This is a genomic window from Pseudomonas sp. 2, from assembly GCF_056627435.1.
In genome coordinates, this window is the sequence record NZ_JBWXNG010000011.1 from 15,383 (window position 1) to 35,809 (window position 20,427).

General features: G+C 61.3%; 17 protein-coding genes. 7 read left to right on the forward strand and 10 right to left on the reverse strand.

What is annotated here, in order from left to right; all coding sequences use genetic code 11:
• Window positions 1–6: 6 nt before the first annotated feature.
• The 7 genes from AC1MEK_RS18465 (at window position 7) to AC1MEK_RS18495 (ending at window position 6,596) form a co-directional block, all read left to right on the forward strand.
• On the forward strand, window positions 7–834 hold the full coding sequence (locus AC1MEK_RS18465) for an NAD-dependent epimerase/dehydratase family protein (RefSeq protein ID WP_480397718.1): 828 nt from the start codon (window positions 7–9) through the stop codon (window positions 832–834).
• A 5-nt stretch (window positions 835–839) separates the two neighbouring features.
• Complete coding sequence (locus AC1MEK_RS18470) at window positions 840–1,733, forward strand: SMP-30/gluconolactonase/LRE family protein (RefSeq protein WP_480397899.1); 894 nt, start codon at window positions 840–842, stop codon at window positions 1,731–1,733.
• 282 nt (window positions 1,734–2,015) lie between these two features.
• Entirely contained in the window at window positions 2,016–2,927 is a 912-nt protein-coding gene (locus AC1MEK_RS18475; protein ID WP_480397719.1) for a TauD/TfdA dioxygenase family protein, read from the forward strand.
• 31 nt (window positions 2,928–2,958) lie between these two features.
• Window positions 2,959–4,074 carry an ABC transporter substrate-binding protein gene (locus AC1MEK_RS18480; RefSeq protein ID WP_480397720.1) on the forward strand — a complete coding sequence of 372 codons (1,116 nt, stop codon included), beginning with the start codon at window positions 2,959–2,961 and terminating at the stop codon, window positions 4,072–4,074.
• A gap of 4 nt (window positions 4,075–4,078) precedes the next feature.
• The gene (locus AC1MEK_RS18485; RefSeq protein ID WP_480397721.1) at window positions 4,079–4,990 is read left to right on the forward strand and encodes an ABC transporter permease; all 912 of its coding nucleotides are present in this window, start codon (window positions 4,079–4,081) and stop codon (window positions 4,988–4,990) included.
• On the forward strand, window positions 4,987–5,775 hold the full coding sequence (locus AC1MEK_RS18490; RefSeq protein ID WP_480397722.1) for an ABC transporter permease: 789 nt from the start codon (window positions 4,987–4,989) through the stop codon (window positions 5,773–5,775). The genes AC1MEK_RS18485 and AC1MEK_RS18490 overlap by 4 nt, the downstream gene beginning before the upstream one ends.
• A gap of 32 nt (window positions 5,776–5,807) precedes the next feature.
• Complete coding sequence (locus AC1MEK_RS18495; RefSeq protein ID WP_480397723.1) at window positions 5,808–6,596, forward strand: ABC transporter ATP-binding protein; 789 nt, start codon at window positions 5,808–5,810, stop codon at window positions 6,594–6,596.
• Window positions 6,597–6,830: 234 nt separating this feature from the next.
• Here AC1MEK_RS18495 and AC1MEK_RS18500 read toward each other — a convergent pair whose 3' ends face one another.
• From AC1MEK_RS18500 to rpsO, 10 genes are all read right to left on the reverse strand, one after another.
• On the reverse strand, window positions 6,831–7,790 hold the full coding sequence (locus AC1MEK_RS18500) for a sensor domain-containing diguanylate cyclase (RefSeq protein ID WP_480397724.1): 960 nt from the start codon (window positions 7,788–7,790) through the stop codon (window positions 6,831–6,833).
• 3 nt (window positions 7,791–7,793) lie between these two features.
• A complete protein-coding gene (locus AC1MEK_RS18505) occupies window positions 7,794–8,792 on the reverse strand; it encodes a response regulator (RefSeq protein ID WP_480397900.1) in 999 nt (332 codons plus the stop codon).
• 481 nt (window positions 8,793–9,273) lie between these two features.
• A complete protein-coding gene (locus tag AC1MEK_RS18510; RefSeq protein ID WP_480397725.1) occupies window positions 9,274–9,639 on the reverse strand; it encodes a response regulator transcription factor in 366 nt (121 codons plus the stop codon).
• Between the two features lie 169 nt (window positions 9,640–9,808).
• Window positions 9,809–12,154 carry a putative bifunctional diguanylate cyclase/phosphodiesterase gene (locus AC1MEK_RS18515; RefSeq protein ID WP_480397726.1) on the reverse strand — a complete coding sequence of 782 codons (2,346 nt, stop codon included), beginning with the start codon at window positions 12,152–12,154 and terminating at the stop codon, window positions 9,809–9,811.
• Between the two features lie 9 nt (window positions 12,155–12,163).
• Window positions 12,164–13,792, reverse strand: a complete 1,629-nt coding sequence (locus AC1MEK_RS18520; RefSeq protein WP_480397727.1) for a methyl-accepting chemotaxis protein — start codon at window positions 13,790–13,792, stop codon at window positions 12,164–12,166.
• Window positions 13,793–13,997: 205 nt separating this feature from the next.
• Window positions 13,998–14,618, reverse strand: coding sequence for a response regulator transcription factor (locus AC1MEK_RS18525; protein ID WP_480397728.1), 621 nt, complete (start codon window positions 14,616–14,618; stop codon window positions 13,998–14,000).
• Window positions 14,615–16,108, reverse strand: a complete 1,494-nt coding sequence (locus AC1MEK_RS18530) for a PAS domain-containing sensor histidine kinase (protein WP_480397729.1) — start codon at window positions 16,106–16,108, stop codon at window positions 14,615–14,617. The genes AC1MEK_RS18525 and AC1MEK_RS18530 overlap by 4 nt, the downstream gene beginning before the upstream one ends.
• 388 nt (window positions 16,109–16,496) lie before the next feature.
• Window positions 16,497–16,847: a BON domain-containing protein gene (locus tag AC1MEK_RS18535; RefSeq protein WP_480397730.1), complete on the reverse strand. Its 351-nt coding sequence runs from the start codon at window positions 16,845–16,847 to the stop codon at window positions 16,497–16,499.
• Between the two features lie 970 nt (window positions 16,848–17,817).
• Complete coding sequence (gene pnp / locus AC1MEK_RS18540) at window positions 17,818–19,923, reverse strand: polyribonucleotide nucleotidyltransferase (protein WP_480397731.1); 2,106 nt, start codon at window positions 19,921–19,923, stop codon at window positions 17,818–17,820.
• A 175-nt stretch (window positions 19,924–20,098) separates the two neighbouring features.
• On the reverse strand, window positions 20,099–20,368 hold the full coding sequence (gene rpsO, locus AC1MEK_RS18545; protein ID WP_027900329.1) for a 30S ribosomal protein S15: 270 nt from the start codon (window positions 20,366–20,368) through the stop codon (window positions 20,099–20,101).
• Between the last annotated feature and the right edge of the window lie 59 nt (window positions 20,369–20,427).

Below are 20,427 nucleotides of genomic sequence, written 5' to 3' on the forward strand. Positions count from 1 at the left end.
CTTCTCATGACCACTGCATCCGCCGTTCACACGCCATTCAACCGGATTCTGCTGACAGGCGCCGCTGGCGGGCTGGGCAAGGTGTTGCGTGAAAGCCTGCGGCCGTTCGCCAACATCATTCGCCTTTCCGACATCGCCGAGATGGCGCCCGCTGCCGGCCCGCACGAGGAAGTGCAGGTCTGTGACCTCGCGGACAAACAGGCGGTGGACCGGCTGGTGGAAGGCGTGGACGCCATCGTGCATTTCGGTGGGGTGTCGACGGAGCATTCGTTCGAAGACATCCTCGGCCCGAACATCTGCGGGGTGTTCCATATCTACGAAGCGGCGCGGCGTCATGGCGCCAAGCGGGTGATCTTCGCCAGCTCCAACCACGCCATCGGTTTCTATCGCCAGGACCAGACCATCGACGCCAGCGCCCTGCACCGCCCCGACAGCTATTATGGCCTGTCGAAGTGCTACGGCGAGGACATGGCCAGCTTCTACTTCGACCGCTACGGCATCGAGACCGTGAGCATCCGCATCGGCTCCTCGTTCCCCGAAGCGCAGAATCGCCGGATGCTCTGCACCTGGCTGAGCTACGACGACCTGACCCAACTGATCGAGCGCGGCCTGTTCACTTCCAACGTCGGCCACACCGTGGTCTACGGCGCGTCCGACAACAGCACCGTGTGGTGGGACAACCGCCTGGCCAACCATCTGAATTATCAGCCCAAGGACAGCTCCGAGCAGTTCCGCGCCAAGGTCGAGGCGCAGCCAGCGCCCGCCGCGAACGACCCGGCGATGGTCTATCACGGCGGTGCCTTTGCCGCCATGGGCCCCTTTGAGGAGCAATGATGTCCATGCAGGCTGAGCTGATCCTCGATGCGCGCAATGCCACGGGTGAAAGCCCGGTCTGGAATGCCCGGGAACAGGCGCTGTACTGGGTTGATATCCCCGCCCGACGGCTGAACCGCTGGAGCGTTCAGGACAATCAGACGCACAGCTGGGAAGCACCGGAAATGCTTGCCTGCATCGCCAGCTACGGTGACGGCAGGTGGCTGGCGGGAATGGAAAGCGGGCTGTTCCGGGTTCGCCCGCGGAGCGATGGAACGCTGGCTTGCGAGCGGCTGGTCGACGTGCATCACCCTCGCCCGAGCATGCGCTTCAACGATGGCCGTTGCGACCGTCAGGGGCGCTTCTGGGCGGGGACCATGTTGATGGACATGAGCCAGGCGGCCAGCGTCGGTTCGCTGTATCGCTATGACGCCGGGCAGCCCGGGCCACTGCAGGCGGCAGTCAGCGACATGATCGTGCCCAACGGCCTGGGTTTCAGCCCTGACGGGCGCGTCATGTACCTCTCCGACTCCCACCCCGACGTACAGAAGATCTGGGCTTTCGATTACGACACAGACAGCGGCATGCCGCACAATCGCCGGCTGTTCGTCGACATGACCCAACACCCCGGCCGCCCCGATGGCGCCGCGGTGGATGCCGACGGTTGCTACTGGATCTGCGGCAACGATGCCGGGTTGATTCACCGCTTCACGCCCGAGGGAAAACTGGATCGCTCCCTGGCCGTGCCAGTGAAGAAACCGGCCATGTGCGCGTTTGGTGGGCGAGACCTGGACACCTTATTCGTCACCTCGATTCGCCCGTCCGGGGATGTCAGTGATCAGCCGCTGGCTGGAGGTGTTTTCGCGTTGAATCCGGGGGTGAAGGGCATCGAAGAAAACCTCTTCGATCAGGCGAAATAACCTTCGCCCCCACCACAACTTGTGGGAGTGAGCTTGCTCACGAAGATGACGTTCAGCCAACACATCTGTCATGGCCACGCCACCCTTTCGTGAGCAAGCTCACTCCCACGACGAGTCGCAGCCGAAGACCAACACATTGCGAATATCGTTATGAAGATTAGTTACCTTCATAAATAGGTCGCATAAACAGACCTTCTATATTTATGACAAAAGGTGATTAGCGCATCGCCGATTTATATCCTTATGATCTGAGCCACAACAACCTGAACAGGAGTTATGGCGATGGCGATTCAGATCAACCCCGTGGCAGGACGAATCGGTGCCCAGTTGAGCGGCATCAAATTGTCCGGCGATATTTCGGCGCAAGACTTCGACTTCATCAATCAGGCCTTGCTCAAGCACAAGGTCCTGTTCTTCCGCGATCAGTTCCTCACCGACGAGGAACATGAAAGTTTCTCGCGCCGCTTCGGCGATCAGGTGCCGCACCCCACTGTGCGCTCGGCGGAAAAAAGCAATGCGATCCTGAATCTGGACTCCCGCGAAACCCGCGCCAATTCCTGGCACACCGACGTCACCTTCGTCGCCAACTACCCAAAGATTTCCATCCTGCGCGGCGTGGTGATTCCCCCCTACGGCGGCGACACCGTGTGGGCCAATACCGCGGCGGCCTATGCCGACCTGCCCGAGCCGCTCAAGGCGCTGGCCGACAGCCTGCGTGCGCTGCACACCAACCTGTATGACTACGCCGCGCCAAAGGACACCGGCGCCGAAGGCCTGAAACGCTATCGCGAGCAATTCACCGCCGAGGTCTACGAGACCGAGCATCCGCTGGTCCGCGTACACCCGGAAACCGGCGAGCGCAGCCTGATCCTTGGCCACTTCGTCAAACAGATCCTGGGCGTGAGCAACAACGATTCCAAACAGCTGATCCGCCTGTTCCACGACCGCATCACCCAGATCGACAACACCGTGCGCTGGCGCTGGAGCGAGGGCGATGTGGTGATCTGGGACAACCGCGCCACCCAGCACATCGCGATCAACGACTACGGCCAGGCCCAGCGCATCGTGCGCCGCACCACCGTGGCCGGCGACATTCCGGTGGGTGTCGACGGGCGTTCGAGTCAGGCGATCAAGCCGACGCCTGAAACCCTCTCCCCCGCGACCGAAGCCGACAAGAAGCACCTGGCGGCCTGATCTCCATCCCCATCTTTAAGGAAGAACTCTTATGGCAAAGGCCAAGCGACCATCTGTATTCAGCAAATCGAGCGTAGCTACCGCACTGGCGGCGCTGCTGATGATGCCCTTGGCCGAGGCCGACGTCCTGCGCATTGGCGTGGCCAGCGCGGGCGGCGGCGATCCGGTGACTTTCAGCGGCTCCTCGCTGGGCATCGTGCGCAACCAGCAACTGCTGGAAAAGGCCTTCGAAGGCACGGGTACCGAGATCCAGTGGTTCTTCTTCAAGGGCGCAGGCCCTGCGGTGAACGAAGCACTGTCCAACCAGCAACTGGACTTCGCTTATCAGGGTGACCTGCCAGCCGTCGTCGGCCGCTCCAACGGCCTGGACACCAAGCTGCTGGCGGCCATCGGCGTGCGTTCCAACGTCTACATCGCCGTGCCGAAAGGCTCGGACATCAAGACCATCGAAGACCTCAAGGGCAAGAAGGTCGCGCTGTTTCGCGGCACCAACGCGCAACTGGTGGCGATCAATCTGCTGGCCGAGCACGGCCTGACCGAGCGCGACCTGAAGGTGATCAACCTGGACAACGGCAGCACCCAGGCCGCGCTGGCGTCCAAGGGCGTGGAAGCGGCGTTCGGTGGTCGCGAGCTGTTCAAGCTGCGTGATCAGGGGCTGGTCGACATCATCTTCGACAACCCCGACAACAACGTGCGCTACACCCGCCAGTGCGCGCTGGTGGTGCGTGGCGCCTATGAAAAAGACCATCCCGAACAGGTGCAGAAAGTCGTCGACACGCTGGTCAAGGCGGCCAAGTGGGAGTCCGAAGAACAGAACCGCGATGCGGTGCTGAACGAGTGGGCCAAGACCAACGAACCGCTGGCGTCGCTCAAGGCCGACTTCGAACACCTGGCGTTGCGAGACAGCGCGTCCCCTTTGGTGGATGAGTTCCTGCGCTCGCGCTATCAGGCCGTCGCCACCCAGGCGCAGGAAGAAAAACTGATCCGCAGGCCGGTGAGCATCGACGGCTGGTTCGAGACCAAATACCTGGACCAGGCGTTGAAGACGCAGAACCTCACGCAGTTCTGGACCTTCTACGGCGCCAACGGCAAGGCGCCTGCCGCCAATGCCACGGCATCGAACACGCCGACCAGCAACGGAGGCTGAGATCATGGCCCGAGCCACTGCACTCGATCGACAGCAGGCGCCCGCGCCTGCGAAGAACCTGGCGCCGGTCAAGCGTCTGCCCCACTCACCGACCCGCCCGGCACCTCGGGTAGTCACCCGCGCACGCCCGGCTTCGGCCTGGCAATCCCAGGCCTTGAACCGCGTGCTGCCGTGGTTGCTCCCGCTGGCGCTGCTGAGCGTGTGGTTTGTGGGCAGCGCACGGGGTTGGCTGTCGGATCAGGTGTTGCCACCGCCAGCGTTCGTCTACCAGACGCTGGTGGACATGGTGACCTCGGGCGACCTGTGGCTCAACGCGTCGGCCAGCCTGCAGCGCGTGCTGGTGGGCTTTCTGATCGGCTCGGGCCTTGGCGTAACGCTGGGGCTTGTGATGGGCCTGTCGAAAACCGTCGAGGATTACCTGCTGCCGAGCTTCAATGCGCTGGTGCAGATCCCGGTGCTGGGCTGGATGCCCTTCGCGCTGTTGTTGTTCGGCATCGGCGAGCCGCTCAAGTACGTGCTGATCGCTCACGCGGCACTGGTGCCGGTCACGCTGTGCACTTTGCAGGCCTTTCATCAGGTGCCCAAACGCTTGCTGGAGGTCGGTCAGGCCTATGGCTTCAGTCGGCGCCAGATCGTCACCGACATCGTCCTGCCGTCGGCGGTAGCGCCGATCTTCACCGGTCTGCGCCTGGGCTTTACCAAGGCCTGGCTGTCGCTGGTGGTTGTCGAACTGGTGGCGTCGAGTGAAGGCCTGGGTTACCTGATCGCCTATGGCCGGCAGCTGTTCCAGCTGGATCTGGTGATGGCGGCGGTGGTAGTGGTTGGGGCGGTGGGTCTGCTGATTGATCGGAGCTTCGAGTACGTCGAACGCCGTTTGAACAAAGGCCGCGCGGTGACGCCGGGGAGGCTGGCATGAGCACACTGACCTCTTCTGCTGTGCCGTCGACCCGACGCTATCGCGGCTGGGTAGTGCCTGTACTGGCCGTCGCGGTGTGGTGGCTGGCGAGCAATCAGGGCTGGAGCGATTCGGGCCTTTTGGTGTCGCCACAAAAGGTCGCGGCCACCGCCTGGCATCAGTTCACCTCCGAGCAGTTCTGGCGGGCGATTTCAGCCAGCCTTGCGCGCAACTTGAGCGGCTTTTTCATCGGCACTGTGCTGGGGCTGGTGCTGGGCTGCCTGCTGGGGTTTTCCCGCCTGTTCGAACGGCTGGTCGGGCCTAGCTTCAACACCTTCAAGCAGATCTCGCTGTTCGCCTGGATTCCGCTGATCTCCGTGTGGTTCGGCCTGGGCGACGTGGCCAAGGTGGTGTTCCTGTCGCTGGCGGCGCTGGTGCCGGTAGTGGTCAACACCTGCGACGGCTTGCGCAACGTGCCGCCGGCCTTTCTGGAGGTGGCCAAGGTCTACGGCTTCACGCGCTGGCAGACGATCCGCGGCGTCATGCTGCCGGCCGCCCTGCCCTCGATCTTCACCGGGGTCTATCTGGCGCTGGTCTATTCGTGGCTGGCGACCATTGGCGCCGAGTACCTGCTGGTGTCGGGCAGCGGCATCGGCAACACCCTGATCGACGGCAGCGAGCACTTCATGATGGATCTGGTGCTGTTCGGCATGGTCATCATCGGTCTGGTGGGCTGGGCGCTGAACCTGCTGGCCCGCGCGCTCGAACGGCGCATGCAGCGGCTGTACGGCATCACGCCGCGCTGATTCTTTTCTCGGTTATCAAAAGGGACACGATCATGACTGCCTCTCAACCCGTCGCGGCCTCGCAAGGCAACGGCCTGCGCCTGCAGAACATCAACAAGTACTTTTCCAGCGCCAACGCCGACACCCAACTGCAAGTGCTGGACAACGTGCAACTGGACATCGCCCCCGGCGAATTCATCACCATCGTCGGCGCCAGCGGCTGCGGCAAGTCGACCCTGCTGCGGCTGATCCTTGGCCTGGACGAAGCGTTCGACGGGCAGATTCTGCTGGACGAAAAACCGATCAAGGGTACGGGGCTGGAACGCGGCATCGTGTTTCAGGATCACCGATTGTTCCCCTGGCTGACCGTGGAGCAGAACGTTGCGGTGGGCTTGAAGAACGCGCCATTGAGCCCGGCGCAAAAACGCGAAACGGTACGCGAGCACATTCATCTGGTCGGGCTGCAGGATTTCGTCGAGTCCTACCCGCATCAGATTTCCGGCGGCATGGCCCAGCGTGTGGCCATCGCCCGCGGGCTGGTGAACCGCCCCAGCGTGTTGCTGCTGGACGAACCCTTCGGCGCCCTTGATGCCCTGACCCGCACGCGCCTGCAGCGTGAACTGCAGCACATCTGGCAGCAGGAAAAAATCACCATGGTGCACGTCACCCATGACGTGGACGAGGCGGTGTATCTGGGCGACCGGGTGGTGGTCATGCAGCCGCATCCGGGGCGCATCCGGCGCATCGTCGACATCGACCTGCCCCGCCCGCGCAACCGCAGCGATGCGCGGTTTATTGCGTTGCGGGATGACGTATTGAGCGATTTCGCCGAGGTGTCCTGATGCCGAACCTATGCTATGCAGTGCGATAACTTGAAATGCATCCGTGGGAGTGAGCTTGCTCACGAAGGTGGCGTAACTTCCGATAAGGAGCCGCCTGATCTGACGCATTCGTGAGCAAGCTCACTCCCACAGATTGCACGCTGACTTGTCAGGGACAGACTCACTCCCACAGATTACGCGTTGAATCGGCAGGCAGGGCTCACTCCCCCAGATTGCAAGTTGAAGATGCAGGGCTCATGCCGGGTGATGCAGCGACACTTGGTTACGCCCGTTCTTTTTCGAAGCATAAAGCGCCTGGTCCGCCCACTCGATCAGTTGCTTATGCTCGCAGGGCTGCGCAGCCATATCTGCCACCCCCAGGCTGATGGTGCAGCGGATCACCTCGCCCTCGTGCAGGATCTCCTGCGCCTCGACCGCCACCCGCAGGCGCTCGGCGAACATCCCGGCGCCGTATTTGTCGGTGTCCGGCAGCAACACCGCGTACTCTTCGCCGCCATAGCGCCCGGCAATGTCGGACTCGCGAATGTGCTCGCGAACCATGTCGGCCACGCGCTGGATGACCTTGTCGCCGCACTGGTGGCCGTAGGTGTCATTCACCCGCTTGAAGTGGTCGATGTCGAACATCACCAACGCCGCCGTGGTGCCGTAGCGCACGTGCCGCGCGTACTCCAGGCGCAGCGCTTCTTCCCAGTGGCCGCGGTTGTACAGGCCGGTCAGGCGGTCGGTGCTGGAGAGTTTTTGCAGCTCGATGTTGGCTGCCTGCAACTGCTGGCGGTTGGTCGCCACGTCGGTGACGTCGTAGATGACCAGGCACACATGGGTGACCTCGCCGCTGGTGCCGCGCAGCGGGAACATTGTGGTGTTCTGGTACATGAAATCTTCTTGCCCGGTGATCGGCTGGTAGCTCTTGAAACGCACCAGGTACGGCCGCTGCTCCCAGATGGTGAACGCCGGCGTGCCGAGGGTGATCACGCTGTCGATCTTCTTCTGCAGCCACTGCTCGTTGACCTCGGGGAACAGCTCGAAGAACGAACGGTTCGCCGCTTCATAGGGCAGCACGCCGGAGCGGTTTTCCATGAAGGTGTTCCAGACCTGCACGCGGTACTCCTGATCGAGCACCACCACGCCCACGTCAATGCTCTGAGTGATGGTCAGCAGCCAGTGCAGCTCCTTGATGTCGATGCGATCGTTCATGAATCAGCTCATCAGGTAGGCGAGTTTGCGCGACAGCCGCTCTACCGAGTCTTCGGTGAACAACATCAACAGGTCGAAATGAATGTTGTGGCCTTCCAGGCTGTAGCTGATCTCCACGGCCAGGGTTTTCTTCCAGCGCCGCTGGTTGATGCGGATCAGGTCCTCGATGCCGCTGGCTGCATTGAGCACCTGCGGATGGCCCTGGGAAAACTCGATGTCGAGCTGCTCGGCGATCCCGCTCAGGCAGGCGCCGATCAGGATCGATGACAGGTCCAGCAGCATTTCCATGTCCGAATAGTCGCGATCCCGGACTTTCATCAACTGCGCCATGTCGGCGATTTCCGAGTCGTGAAACAGCAGCAACGCCTCACCGGCGATACCACCGCCGATATAGCCCTGGCACACGGCGGTCATGCGCTCGCTGCCCTGGGCATCGGCCAGCGCCATGTGCAGCTCGCCCACTTCCAGCATGTTGACGTTGGGAATCGGCAGTTGCACGAACACCCCGAGCACCCGCGCCAGCAGCGCAGCGGCGCGGCCCATGGCAACGTTGACGGTTTCGCGGAAGGCGTCGTGAAAGCTGATGACCGCGGCTTCGGCCTTGGACGCGACCAGCACTTCCTGGGCCGGCTCGCCCAGCAGGCCCAGCCGCTGCAGGGTCAGTTGCAGTTCCAGCGGGTCAGCCGGTTTTTTCAGAAAGGCCAGCGCGCCCAGTTCGCGGGTGCGGCGCACCGCCTCTTGCTGCACGTCGCCGGAGACCACGATGACCTTGGCCTTGAGGTTCTCCTCGCGCATCATCGCCAGAGCCTGATAGCCATCCATGTCGGGCATGGTCAGGTCCAGCAGCACCACTTCGCCCAGGCCCTGACGGATCGCTTCCAGGCCTTCATGACCATTGGTCGCGGTGGTGACCGAAACGCCCCAATCCGCCGGCAAGGCGCGTATCAACTGTTTGCGAGCCATGTTGGAGTCATCGCAAATCAGCAGCGGCATCATGGTCATCGCGTTCAGTCTCACGGCAAAGAGTTCGGGCGAAGCAGGGAAGTTCAGTGCGCCAGGTTGTTTCGCCTCATACAAGTTCACCCACCTGTCCGTTGTTGAAACAGAAAGATGGGTCGAATCTTCACTCTTTGGGAGTTCAATCAGGCAATGTGTAACATCCATGCAACATCTATGCACAACTTCCGCTCAAACTTAACTGCCCGAAATACAAACTTTTGACGTTAGTTTAATGACGCTCACAACTTGACAAACCCGCGCGAATGCAGGGCTTTGCACGTTTCAAGAGCGTCGGGACCGGCGCGTCGATTCATGACGCTGCAGACTAGAACGCGACCGGATGCACCGCACTTACGATCAATGCTCCAGTACGGTGCCTCATGCACGCCGAGCAATTATCAATTAAGCGCTTCACTGTTTTCCAAGAGTGATAAACGGACTCGCCAAGTCATTCATCGATATAAGAAAAAGATCGAGACGTCATTCAGGCCAGCGTCGACTCAATGCAGTCGATCAATGCCTGAGCCTGAAACGGCTTGGCCAGGAAGCAGATGGCGCTGCCGGTCATGGCGCGCTTGCGCACGGTTTCCTCGGGAAAGGCCGTAATGAAAATGGTGGGGATATGCACGCCCCGGGCGTTCAGGTGTTCGTGCAGTTCGACGCCGCTCATCTGCGGCATCTGCACGTCGGTGATCAGGCAGGCGACGTCGAACAGCGCGCTGGACCTGAGAAAGTCTTCGGCCGAGGCGAACAGGCAGACGAGAAACCCGAGGGAACGAACGAGGCTGTCGATGCTGGTGCGGACCGCAAGGTCGTCGTCGACGACCGCGATCAGTGGGGGGCTGGACAAACGGGATACCTTTGAATGCAGACATGAACGGTGCGCAACAGCGCGTACCACAACAACCCACACGTTACCGACCGCGGCCCGAGGCCGTAAGTATACGGTTGTATGACCACGACCGACGGGCAATACCTGACCGTTCTGTCAGCATTCAACGTCCGCTGACGATACCCGTTCATCCCAGCCTCCGCGCCGCGCATGAAGACTCGGCGCGCTCCTGCATGAACGCTTCGAAGGCCATCGGCGAAAGCGCCCTGGCGTAGTAATAGCCTTGGGCTTCATCACAACCGCGCGAGACCAGCGCATCCAGGACTTCGAACGTTTCGACCCCTTCGGCGATCACCTTGATATCGAAACTGTGCCCCAGGCTAATCACCGCCTGCACGATGGCGGCGTCTCGCGGATTGTTCAAAAGGCCGCGCACGAAAGACTGGTCGATCTTGAGCTTGTCCACTGCAAAGCGCTTGAGATACGACATGCTCGAATAGCCGGTGCCGAAATCGTCGATCGACATGCGCACTCCCAGCGCCTTGAGGCTGCTGATGGTTTCCAGCACTTTTTCGGAATGTTCGATCAGGATCGACTCAGTCAACTCAAGCTCCAGCAACCTGGGCGCAAGGCCGCTCTGCGCCAGCGCACGCCTGACCTCGTCCACCAGATCGCCCTGACGAAACTGCACAGCCGAGCAATTCATCGCCACGCTCAGCTCTCCAAGCCCGGCAGCCTGCCAGGCCATTGCCTGCTGGCAGACGTTATCCAGCAGCCAGCGACTGATGGGCAGGATCAGGCCACTGGATTCGGCCACTGCGATGAACTCTGTCGGCGAGACGGGGCCCAGCTCCGGATGATTCCAGCGCAGCAGGGCCTCGGCCCCGATGACACGACCTGTGCCCAACTCGATCTGTGGCTGATAAAACACGTGCAGCGCGTCGTGCTCGAAGGCATGACGCAACTGGGTCTGGATGTACAGGAAACGCAGCTCACGCTCGCCCATGGCCGCTTCGTAAAACACCCAGGTGTTGCGCCCGTTACGCTTGGCCTGGCTCAGCGCAGTGTCGGCGGCCTTGAGCAGCGAGCCAAAATCATGGCCGTCGCCGGGGTAGCGGGCCAGCCCCGCCGACGCCGCAATCGACAGGTTGTAGCCGGCAAGCTCCAAAGGTTGGCGCAGGCTGTGCTGGATATCAGCCATGAGCTGCGCCAGGCGAGTCGGCTCATCGTCGTCCACCAGCACCAGAAACTCATCGCCACTGAGCCGCGCGACGGTGTCCAGCGACGGCCTGAGCGCGGTCAGGCGCTGGGCCAGGCGTTGCAGGATCGCATCGCCGGCCACATGCCCCAATGAATCGTTGATGGTCTTGAAGTGATCCAGATCCAGATAAATCAGGGTCAGGCGTTGGCCCCGGCCGCACTCCTCGATGGCCTGATTGACCCGCTCCAGCAGATAGCGCCGATTGGGCAATCCTGTCAGGTCATCGTGAAACGCGCTCTGGCGCAGTTCGTCCACCACCTGCTGGCGACGCAAGCGGTTGCTCTGCAGACGCAAAGTCAGACCGATGATCAACAGATAGAACGCGCCGCAGACGACCGACGCAGCAATGACCGTGTATTTCCAGAACAGCAGGTAATCGTCGGCGGCCAGACCGATCACCAGCGCCAGCGGGAAATCACCGACACGTTTGAAGCCATAGAGCCGATCGACGCCGTCCACCCGTGAGCGCGTCACCAGCGTGCCTTCCTGCACACCCTCCCCAAGCAGGCGGTCGATGTGGTCGGCCTGGTAACGACGCCCCTGGCCCGGCGCCTGCGGCACACGCAGCACGGCTTCCGGTCTGTCGGTGCGGCGAAGCGTGATCACCCCGTGGGCGCCCACATCGACCTGACGAACCACATCGAGCAAGGTTTCCAGAGGCTGGCCGGCGATCACCCAGCCAATGTGACGCTGCAAACCGTCGAGCACCGGCACGGCCATATACAGCACTGCATTGGTCTGATCGCTGCCCAGCAACATCGACATGGCGTTGGCATCGCCGATTCGCTGCGCCGCGAGCATCTCGCGAAAGCGTTGAAAGCTCTCTGTGTTCTCGACGCTGCGCCCATCGGAGCTGAACACGAACCGGCCGTCTGCGGTGAACACTTCGAAGCGGGCGATGACGGGGAAGCGGCGGGTCAGCGCGCGTATCTGCCAAGGTTGAACCGGCGATGTGCCGTCTGTGTGTAACAATCCCTCGTCCATGCGCAGGGCGATCCCCTGCAGGCTGCTCTGCGCATCACGCAAGGTATTGCCCAGACGCGTTTCGAGAATCCGGTTCAAGTTGCTGACGTCTGCGCCAGCCTGCCGCTGCGCCTGGTGATACAGCAGGCAGAGCAACGCACCCAGCAGCGTCACGATCGCCAGCGCCAGCCCGCCCCACAGCCAGAAATGGGTTCGGGCGGCGGGAAGCGCGGTGGCGACAGGTTCAGGCTCGGGCGGCAGCAGACAGGTGATTCTGGACGGGCTATGAACCACGGCTTGATCGCTCATGACAGACACTCAGAAAGCGAACCGGGCAACCATGCCGTTGAGGCTCGCGGCCAGACTCGACAGTTCGGCACTGGCGGTGCTGGTCTGGCTGGCACCCGCTGCTGACTGGGTCGAGAGGTCCCTGATGACCACCAGGCTGCGATCCACTTCGCGGGCCACCTGCGCCTGCTCCTCGGTCGCGCTGGCGATCAGCAGGTTACGCTCGTTGATCCTGGAGATCGCCAACGTGATCTGCGCCAGTGCCTGACCGGCCGTGCGTGCCCGTTCCAGTGTCGCGGCGGCCTTGTCGGCGCTGCTCTGCAAGGCGGTCACGGTGGTCCCGGTGCCCGTCTGAATGCTCTGGATCATGGTGCCGATCTCCAGGGTCGAGGCCTGAGTACGCTTGGCCAGCGAGCGGACCTCATCGGCCACCACGGCAAATCCCCGTCCCGCCTCGCCGGCGCGCGCCGCTTCGATCGCCGCATTGAGCGCCAGCAGATTGGTCTGGTCGGAAATGCTGTGAATCACACTCAGCACCATGCTGATGTTTTCCGCATGGCGCGACAGGTGCTCGGCCTGCTCGGCAGCCAGCAGCACTTCCTGCGCCAGCCCCTGAATCAGGTGAATGGTTTCGTTGACCTGTTCATGGCCTACCTGGGATTCGTGATCCGACTGGCGCGACAACTCCGAAGCGCTAACGGCATTGCTGGCAACTTCGTCCACGGCGCTGCTCATCTGGGTGACGGCGGTGGCCGCCTGTTCGATCTGCTCGCACTGTTGCTGCAAATCGTCGGTGCTGTGCCCCATCACTGCCGTCATCTCTTCAGCGGCGGCCGCCAGTTGTCTGGCCGAGTCGCCGATGCCTTCAATGGTGTCGCGCAGACTGCTCTGCATCCGTTGCATGGCACTCAGCAGCGCCGCCGGCTCATCTGCCCCCCGCACATCGATCGCGGCACCCAGATTGCCGGTGGCGATGGTTTCGGCCACGACCACCGCCTGTCGAAGCGGCACGACGATGCTGCGGGTCAACAGCCAGGCGAGTGCGACGGTCATGGCAACCGACAGCCCCAGCACCAGAAGGATGATCCGCTGCATGTTCGCGTACAGCGAACGGCTGTCCTGCGCAGCCACTTCGGCCCCTCGCTCGTTGAGCCGGACCAGTTGCTCGAGCGTCTGGGTGATCTGGCTCCCGACACTGGCCAGGGTGGCATTCAGACGTTCCATCTCATCGCTATCGGGAACCCCGGTATCGAGCAATGAGATGACATTGTCCAGCGTCGGCATGTAGCGTTCGAGCGCATTTCTGAGCAAGTCCAGTTGCGCCTGTTCCTCTGGCGCCGGCTGGCGGTTGGCGTAGAGATCAAGCCGGGCGTGCAGGTCCTTCTCGGCCTGGACGATCAGGAGCTGGCTGCGCTGACGTACCTGCGCATCGCTCGATGCGCGCAGCCGTTGCCCTTCCAGGCGCAGGGTGTTGATGCTCATCGACAACTGCTGCACTGACACGACACCGGGCATCCAGACATCGTTGATACGATTGGTCGCCCGGTCCAGGCTGGCCATCTGGCTCAGACTGAACAGGCCGACGAACAGGACGATCAGGGTAATGGCGGCGAATCCGACAGCCGCACGGGCGCCGATACCGATGGATCTCAAGAACATGGTGGTCTTCCCCCGTCACCGCACCCGCCTCATGAGCGGGGGGTGAGTGCTTGCATGTGGGGAAACAAGAGGTTTCCCAATGCCGGAAAACTAACATCGCGCCTGCGTGATGCCGATTAGCCATCAGGCTGAGCGGATCATACTCTTGTATTAGAGGATGGTCGTCATGTACCGGGGGCGGGCAAGTTCCCCGTTCACCTGCTCGTCAAGGTGCCGTTAATGCCTGGGACATTTTCACCAGATCGGCAAAGGTGCGTGCCTGCATCTTCTTCATGGCATGGCCGCGATGGATCTTCACGGTGATTTCACTGAGCCCCATTTCGGCGGCGATCTGCTTGTTCATCAGCCCGGTCACCGCGTAAGCCATGACCTCTTGCTCGCGCGCGGTCAGCGCCTGATAGCGGCTGCGCAGCTCTTCGGCCGCCTTGCCGGCTTCGCGACGTTTGGCGTCCTTCTGCAGTGCGAGGGTCACGGCGTCGAGCAGGTCCTGCTCGCGATAGGGTTTGACCAGAAAATCCAGCGCGCCAGCTTTCATGGCCTTGACCGACATGGCGATGTCGCCGTGGCCGCTGATGAACACGATCGGCATGGACACATTCATGTCGGCCAGGCGCACCTGAAAGTCCAGCCCGCTCTCACCTTGCAGGCGCACGTCGAGAATCAGGCACGCGGGGCTGTCGTCGAACGGATGGCGAAGAAACTCGGCGCCGGAGGCATAACCGTGAACCCGCATGCCCACCGAGCGCAGAAGGCTGTCGAGCGCTATGCGAATGGCCGGATCGTCGTCGACCACGAACACCACTGGGGCGTTGTCTTCGCCGCTCATGGGCCGACCTGCGCGTCAGCGGGTACCGAGAAGCTCAGTATCGCCCCACGCCCCAACTCGCTCTCGGCCCAGATACGCCCGCCATGGGCATCGATGATCGAACGGCAAATCGACAGGCCCATGCCCATCCCCTCCGGCTTGGTGGTGAAAAACGGATTGAACAGGCTGTGCAGGTTCTGCCCCGCGATGCCCGGACCGTTGTCCTGAATCCGCAGGCAGACGTCACCATTGTCCTGATGGCCGAGCGCGGCCGACAGCGCACGCTCCTTGCCGTGCATGCCGGACATGGCCTGCAGCGCGTTGATCAGCAGGTTGATGATGACCTGCTGCAATTGCACACGGTCAGCCTTGACCCACATCGGCTCAGGCGCGGATTGCAGCGTGAAATGCACGCGATGGCGGAGGATTTCCCGGCGCACCAGGGCTGCCGACTCCTGCAACACCTCACGCAGGTCGAGCGTGACGTGCTGCGGGTCGGTCTTGCGCGACAACGCACGAATGCGCCGGATGACCTCACTGGCCCGATGGGCCTCGCTCTTGATGCGGTCGATGGCGCCACGGACTTCGCTCAGGTCCGGCACTTCCCGATTCAGCCAGCGCAGCCCGGCCTCGGCGTTGGTGGCCACGGCCGACAGCGGCTGATTCACCTCGTGGGCGATGGACGCCGCCATCTCGCCCAATGTGGTGACCCGCGTGACATGGGCCAGTTGGCTCTGAGAGCGGTGCAGCGCCTCCTCGGCGTTCTTGGCGGCGGTGACGTCCATCAGCGCGCCGATGTATTCGCAACCGCCCGACGCATCCTGCACCTGCTGGGCGAGCATGCGTACGTACTTGCAGGAACCGTCGCTCATCAGCAGGCGAAACTCGGCCTCCATGTTGGCGTGCCGGGCGAACGCTTGCTCGATCAGGGATTTAAGCGCGTCGACATCGTCCGGATGGGTGCGGCCGATCATGTACTCCAGCGTGGGCGGCGATGGCTCGTCGAACTGGAAAATCCGCCGGGTTTCATCCGACCAGTACATCTGCCCGCCGGGCATGTTCAAGCCGATGCTGCCGGTCTGGCTCAGGCGCTGGGCCTCGGCCAGAAACGCCTCGCTGCGATGCAGCAGGTGCACCTGCTCCTGCAACGCCTCCCGCGAGGCCTGGAACTTCAGCGCCAGGAAACCAGTGATCGCGATAGCCGAAAGGCTGACCAGGCAACGGGCGAACGCCGCGGTCAGCCAGGCATCGCCATGGGACAACAGATATGCCAACAGCGTCAGCACTCCACAACCGGCCGAGACGAGCGCCACACCCTTGCGGGAAAACAGATCGCCGCTGATCAGAATCACGATCACGTAAAGCACCGCGATCGCGACGTCCAGCGTGCTCAGCCAGTCGATCAGAAAGATGATGAAGGTCAGCACCATGGCGCCGATCCGCAACAGCCAGACGCCAGGCGGGACCTGCACCCGGGGCGCCGTCAGGTGGGCAACGGGGACGGTTTTCATTGCGACGGGGTTTGCCTTGTCTGTGGTCATGGAAATGGCAGCACAAAGGTCTTGGCGCAGAAATACGCCGCGGTGATCTTCAACCCGCAAGAAGGGAAAGATCCAAGTATTGTTTTTATCTCGAACGTTGCCCATCGGACTTACGTATCGGAACGGATACAAATATACGCAGGAAAATCCTGATAAGACAGGTTGCAGTGGTGTGCGCCCACACGTCTTGTCCGAATGTGCTCAACGTAAAACCGGGGGGCCTGAATAGAACAAGCCCCGACGCGAGCGCCAGGGCTTGTAATGGCCACATCCGTATGGCCTTCGCATGAACCTTCAATCGAACGACCAGCGGCCTCCCTGGCCGTCAATCGTCCGTTTTGCGGGCTCTGTCGAATACTTACTCGGCTTTCAGGCCGTCAGCGGAAACAGCTTTCACGCCTTTGATTTTCTTGGTGAGGTCGACAGCGATTTTCTTCTGCGCATCAGTGATGGCGACGGTCGACGACAGGGAAACCACGCCTTTGTTGGTTTCGACCTTGATGTCAGAGCCTGGAATGCCTTTTTCGGTCAGCAGATCGGATTTGACCTTGGTGGTGATCCAGGTGTCGGAAGTGGTTTCCTTGGCTTTGGCCACTTCACCGGCGGCTACCTGCATTGGAGCTTGAGTAGAGGTTTCGGCCATGGCCACGTTTGCCATGGTCAGGGTCAGGGCGGTGGCAGTAGCAGCAGCGATAGCGAACTTCTTCATACGAGTAACTCCTGTTTTTCTCAGAATCTGCGCCAACCATGTTGGCCGCAGGGTTACGGGGTATATCGCAAGCGCTGTGCCAAACTTTGCTTGTTTATTTTTTCGTTATAAATCAGTTAGTTATGATTTTATGGATCCTTGTGGATCGTGCAGATTGCCCGGAATGGAAAAGTTCCGCTTGCAAGATGCATGTTCTGGGTGGGTGATGTGGTGCTAACTCATTAATAAGGCTCAAGAAAAGCGATTACTTAGCGTGGTGTCAGTAGGAGGTTATGGTGTTGCAGGGGTTTGCCTAACGGCAAACTTGTTTCGACTTCGTCGAGTTACTTGATGACCCCAAGTAACCAAGGGTTCTCGCTCCACTGTCCGGCCCCTCCTTCGTCGGGGTTCCCTCGCTCCGGCATTGCTCCGGGGGCACGCCGCAAATGGGCCATCCATGGCCCACAGCGGCTTGCCGGGCATCCATGCCCGTCATCCCCCTACGCAACACCTCCACTCGGCCTCCCAAAGTCGCAATTTGTGGCGCCTGTGATTTATGCGCTCAAGAACACCAAACCTCCCCGTAGCAGCACGGCTTGCCGGCGGGAGCGATCTTGAGGGCGACCCGCGGGCAAGCCCGGCTGCTACGAGGACGGCGTGAGCCGGTCGCTTTTGATCTGGCTTTTGATTTTGATCTTCATGCACAAATCTCCCAAACGACGCCAAACGCGACTTGGGTGCAGGCTGAACGGAGGTTTCGCGGAGTGGGACGAGCGGCAGGATGCCGCGAGAGGCGTGTGGGCCATGGATGGCCCATTCACGCCGGGCCCACGGAGCGGGACCGGAGTGAAGGAACCCGACGAAGTCGGGCCAAACCAGGAGCAAGACACCTTGGTTACTTGGGTGTCTTTTCCAAGTAACTCGGCGAAGCCGAAACAGCTCTGCCGTCAGGCAGAGCCAAAACGAGCCGAAGGGCTCAAAAGCGCAAGCGTTAAACGCCCGACGCCTTCGCCGCTGCCACGTCTTTGATCGACAGCTTGATACGGCCGCGGTTGTCCACGTCCAGTACCAGTACTTCGACCTCTTGACCTTCTTTCAGCACGTCAGTCACTTTCTCGACGCGAGCATCGCTCAGCATGGAGATGTGAACCAGACCGTCCTTGCCCGGCAGGATGTTGACGAACGCGCCGAAGTCGACGATACGCTCGACCTTACCGACGTAGATCTTGCCGATTTCGGCCTCTGCGGTGATACCCAGAACGCGCTGACGAGCTGCTTCAGCCGCTTCCTTGGTTTCGCCGAAGATCTTGATCGAACCGTCGTCTTCGATGTCGATCGACGCCTTGGTTTCTTCGCAGATCGCGCGAATGGTGGCGCCGCCTTTACCGATGACGTCACGGATCTTGTCGGTGTCGATCTTCATCGAGATCATGGTTGGAGCGTTTTCCGACAGCTCGGAACGCGACTGACCGATGATCTGGTTCATCTGACCGAGGATGTTCAGGCGAGCTTCCAGGGCCTGGCCCAGGGCGATCTCCATGATTTCTTCGGTGATGCCTTTGATCTTGATGTCCATCTGGAGTGCGGTGACGCCTTTGGCGGTACCGGCCACTTTGAAGTCCATGTCGCCCAGGTGGTCTTCGTCACCCAGGATGTCGGTCAGAACGGCGAACTTCTCGCCTTCTTTCACCAGACCCATGGCGATACCGGCAACAGGCGCCTTCATCGGCACACCGGCGTCCATCAGTGCCAGGGAAGCACCGCAGACCGACGCCATGGAGCTCGAACCGTTGGATTCGGTGATTTCCGACACCACGCGAACGGTGTACGGGAATTCGTCAGCGGCAGGCAGCATGGCCTGGACGCCGCGACGGGCCAGACGGCCGTGACCGATTTCACGACGGCCAGCACCGCCCATGCGACCACACTCGCCCACCGAGAACGGAGGGAAGTTGTAGTGCAGCATGAAGGAGTCTTTCTTCTCGCCTTCGAGGGTGTCCAGCAGCTGTGCGTCGCGAGCGGTGCCGAGGGTGGCAACGACCAGCGCCTGGGTTTCGCCACGGGTGAACAGTGCCGAGCCGTGGGTCTTCGGCAGAACGCCGACTTCGATGTTCAGCGGACGTACGGTACGGTTGTCGCGACCGTCGATACGCGGCTTGCCGCTGACGATGTTTTCGCGAACGGTGCGGTATTCGATCTCGCCGAAGGCAGCCTTGACTTCGGAAGCCGACGGGCTGCCTTCTTCAACGGCCAGCTTGGCGACGACCTGATCCTTCAGCTCGCCCAAGCGCGCGTAGCGGTCAGCCTTGACGGTGATGGTATAGGCCTCGGAGATGGCAGCGCCGAACTCGGAGCGGATGGCGCCCAGCAGTTCAGTGGCTTCAGCCTGAGGGGCCCAGGTCCAGGTTGGCTTGGCAGCTTCGGCGGCCAGCTCTTTGACAGCCTTGATCACCGACTGGAATTCGTCGTGAGCGAACAGTACCGCGCCCAGCATCTGGTCTTCGGTCAGCTCTTTGGCTTCGGATTCAACCATCAGTACCGCTTCTTCGGTACCGGCAACGACCATGTCCAGGCTCGACGCTTTCAGTTGCTCGTAAGTCGGGTTCAGCAGGTAGCCGGTGCTTTCGTGGAAAGCAACGCGAGCTGCGCCGATCGGGCCGTCGAACGGAATGCCGGAGATGGCCAGGGCCGCCGAAGTACCGATCATCGCAGCGATGTCCGGATCGGTTTTCTTGCTGGTGGAAACAACGGTGCAGACAACCTGCACTTCGTTCAGGAAGCCTTCCGGAAACAGTGGGCGGATCGGGCGGTCGATCAGACGCGACGTCAGTGTTTCCTTCTCGGAAGGACGGCCTTCACGCTTGAAGAAGCCGCCAGGGATCTTGCCGGCAGCGTAGGTTTTTTCCTGATAGTGAACGGACAGCGGGAAGAAGCCCTTGCTCGCGTCAGCCTGCTTGGCGCCGACGACAGTCACCAGAACGGAGACGTCGTCGTCAACAGTGACCAATACTGCACCAGAAGCCTGACGGGCGATGCGGCCTGTCTCCAGGGTTACGGTCGACTGACCGAATTGAAACTTCTTGATTACCGGGTTCACGGTTTCCTACCTTCTTTGTGGCTCTTTGGGGAACTGGTTTCTTGCGAATTCTTGGGCAGCGAGGGGAATCGGACCCTTCGGCAGTCCAGATAAAACGAGAGGCTGGGAGCCTGCCACAAACCTTCGACTAAATCGACGACTTGCGACAGACAACCAACCTCTTTCTACGGCGTTATTAGCGACGCAGACCCAGACGACCGATCAGGGCGCTGTAACGGCTGACATCCTTGCCTTTCAGGTAGTCCAGCAGCTTGCGACGCTGGTTTACCATGCGGATCAGACCACGACGGGAGTGGTGGTCCTTACCGTTGGCCTTGAAGTGGCCTTGCAGCTTGTTGATGTTGGCGGTCAGCAGTGCAACTTGCACTTCTGGCGAACCAGTATCACCGGCAGCTTGCTGGTAGTCGGTTACGATCTGAGCTTTTTCTTCAACGCTGAGTGCCATGTGGGCATTCCTTATTTCGGGAAACCGCTCCGGGGAACGGTTTCAACAGGCCGAGAGCA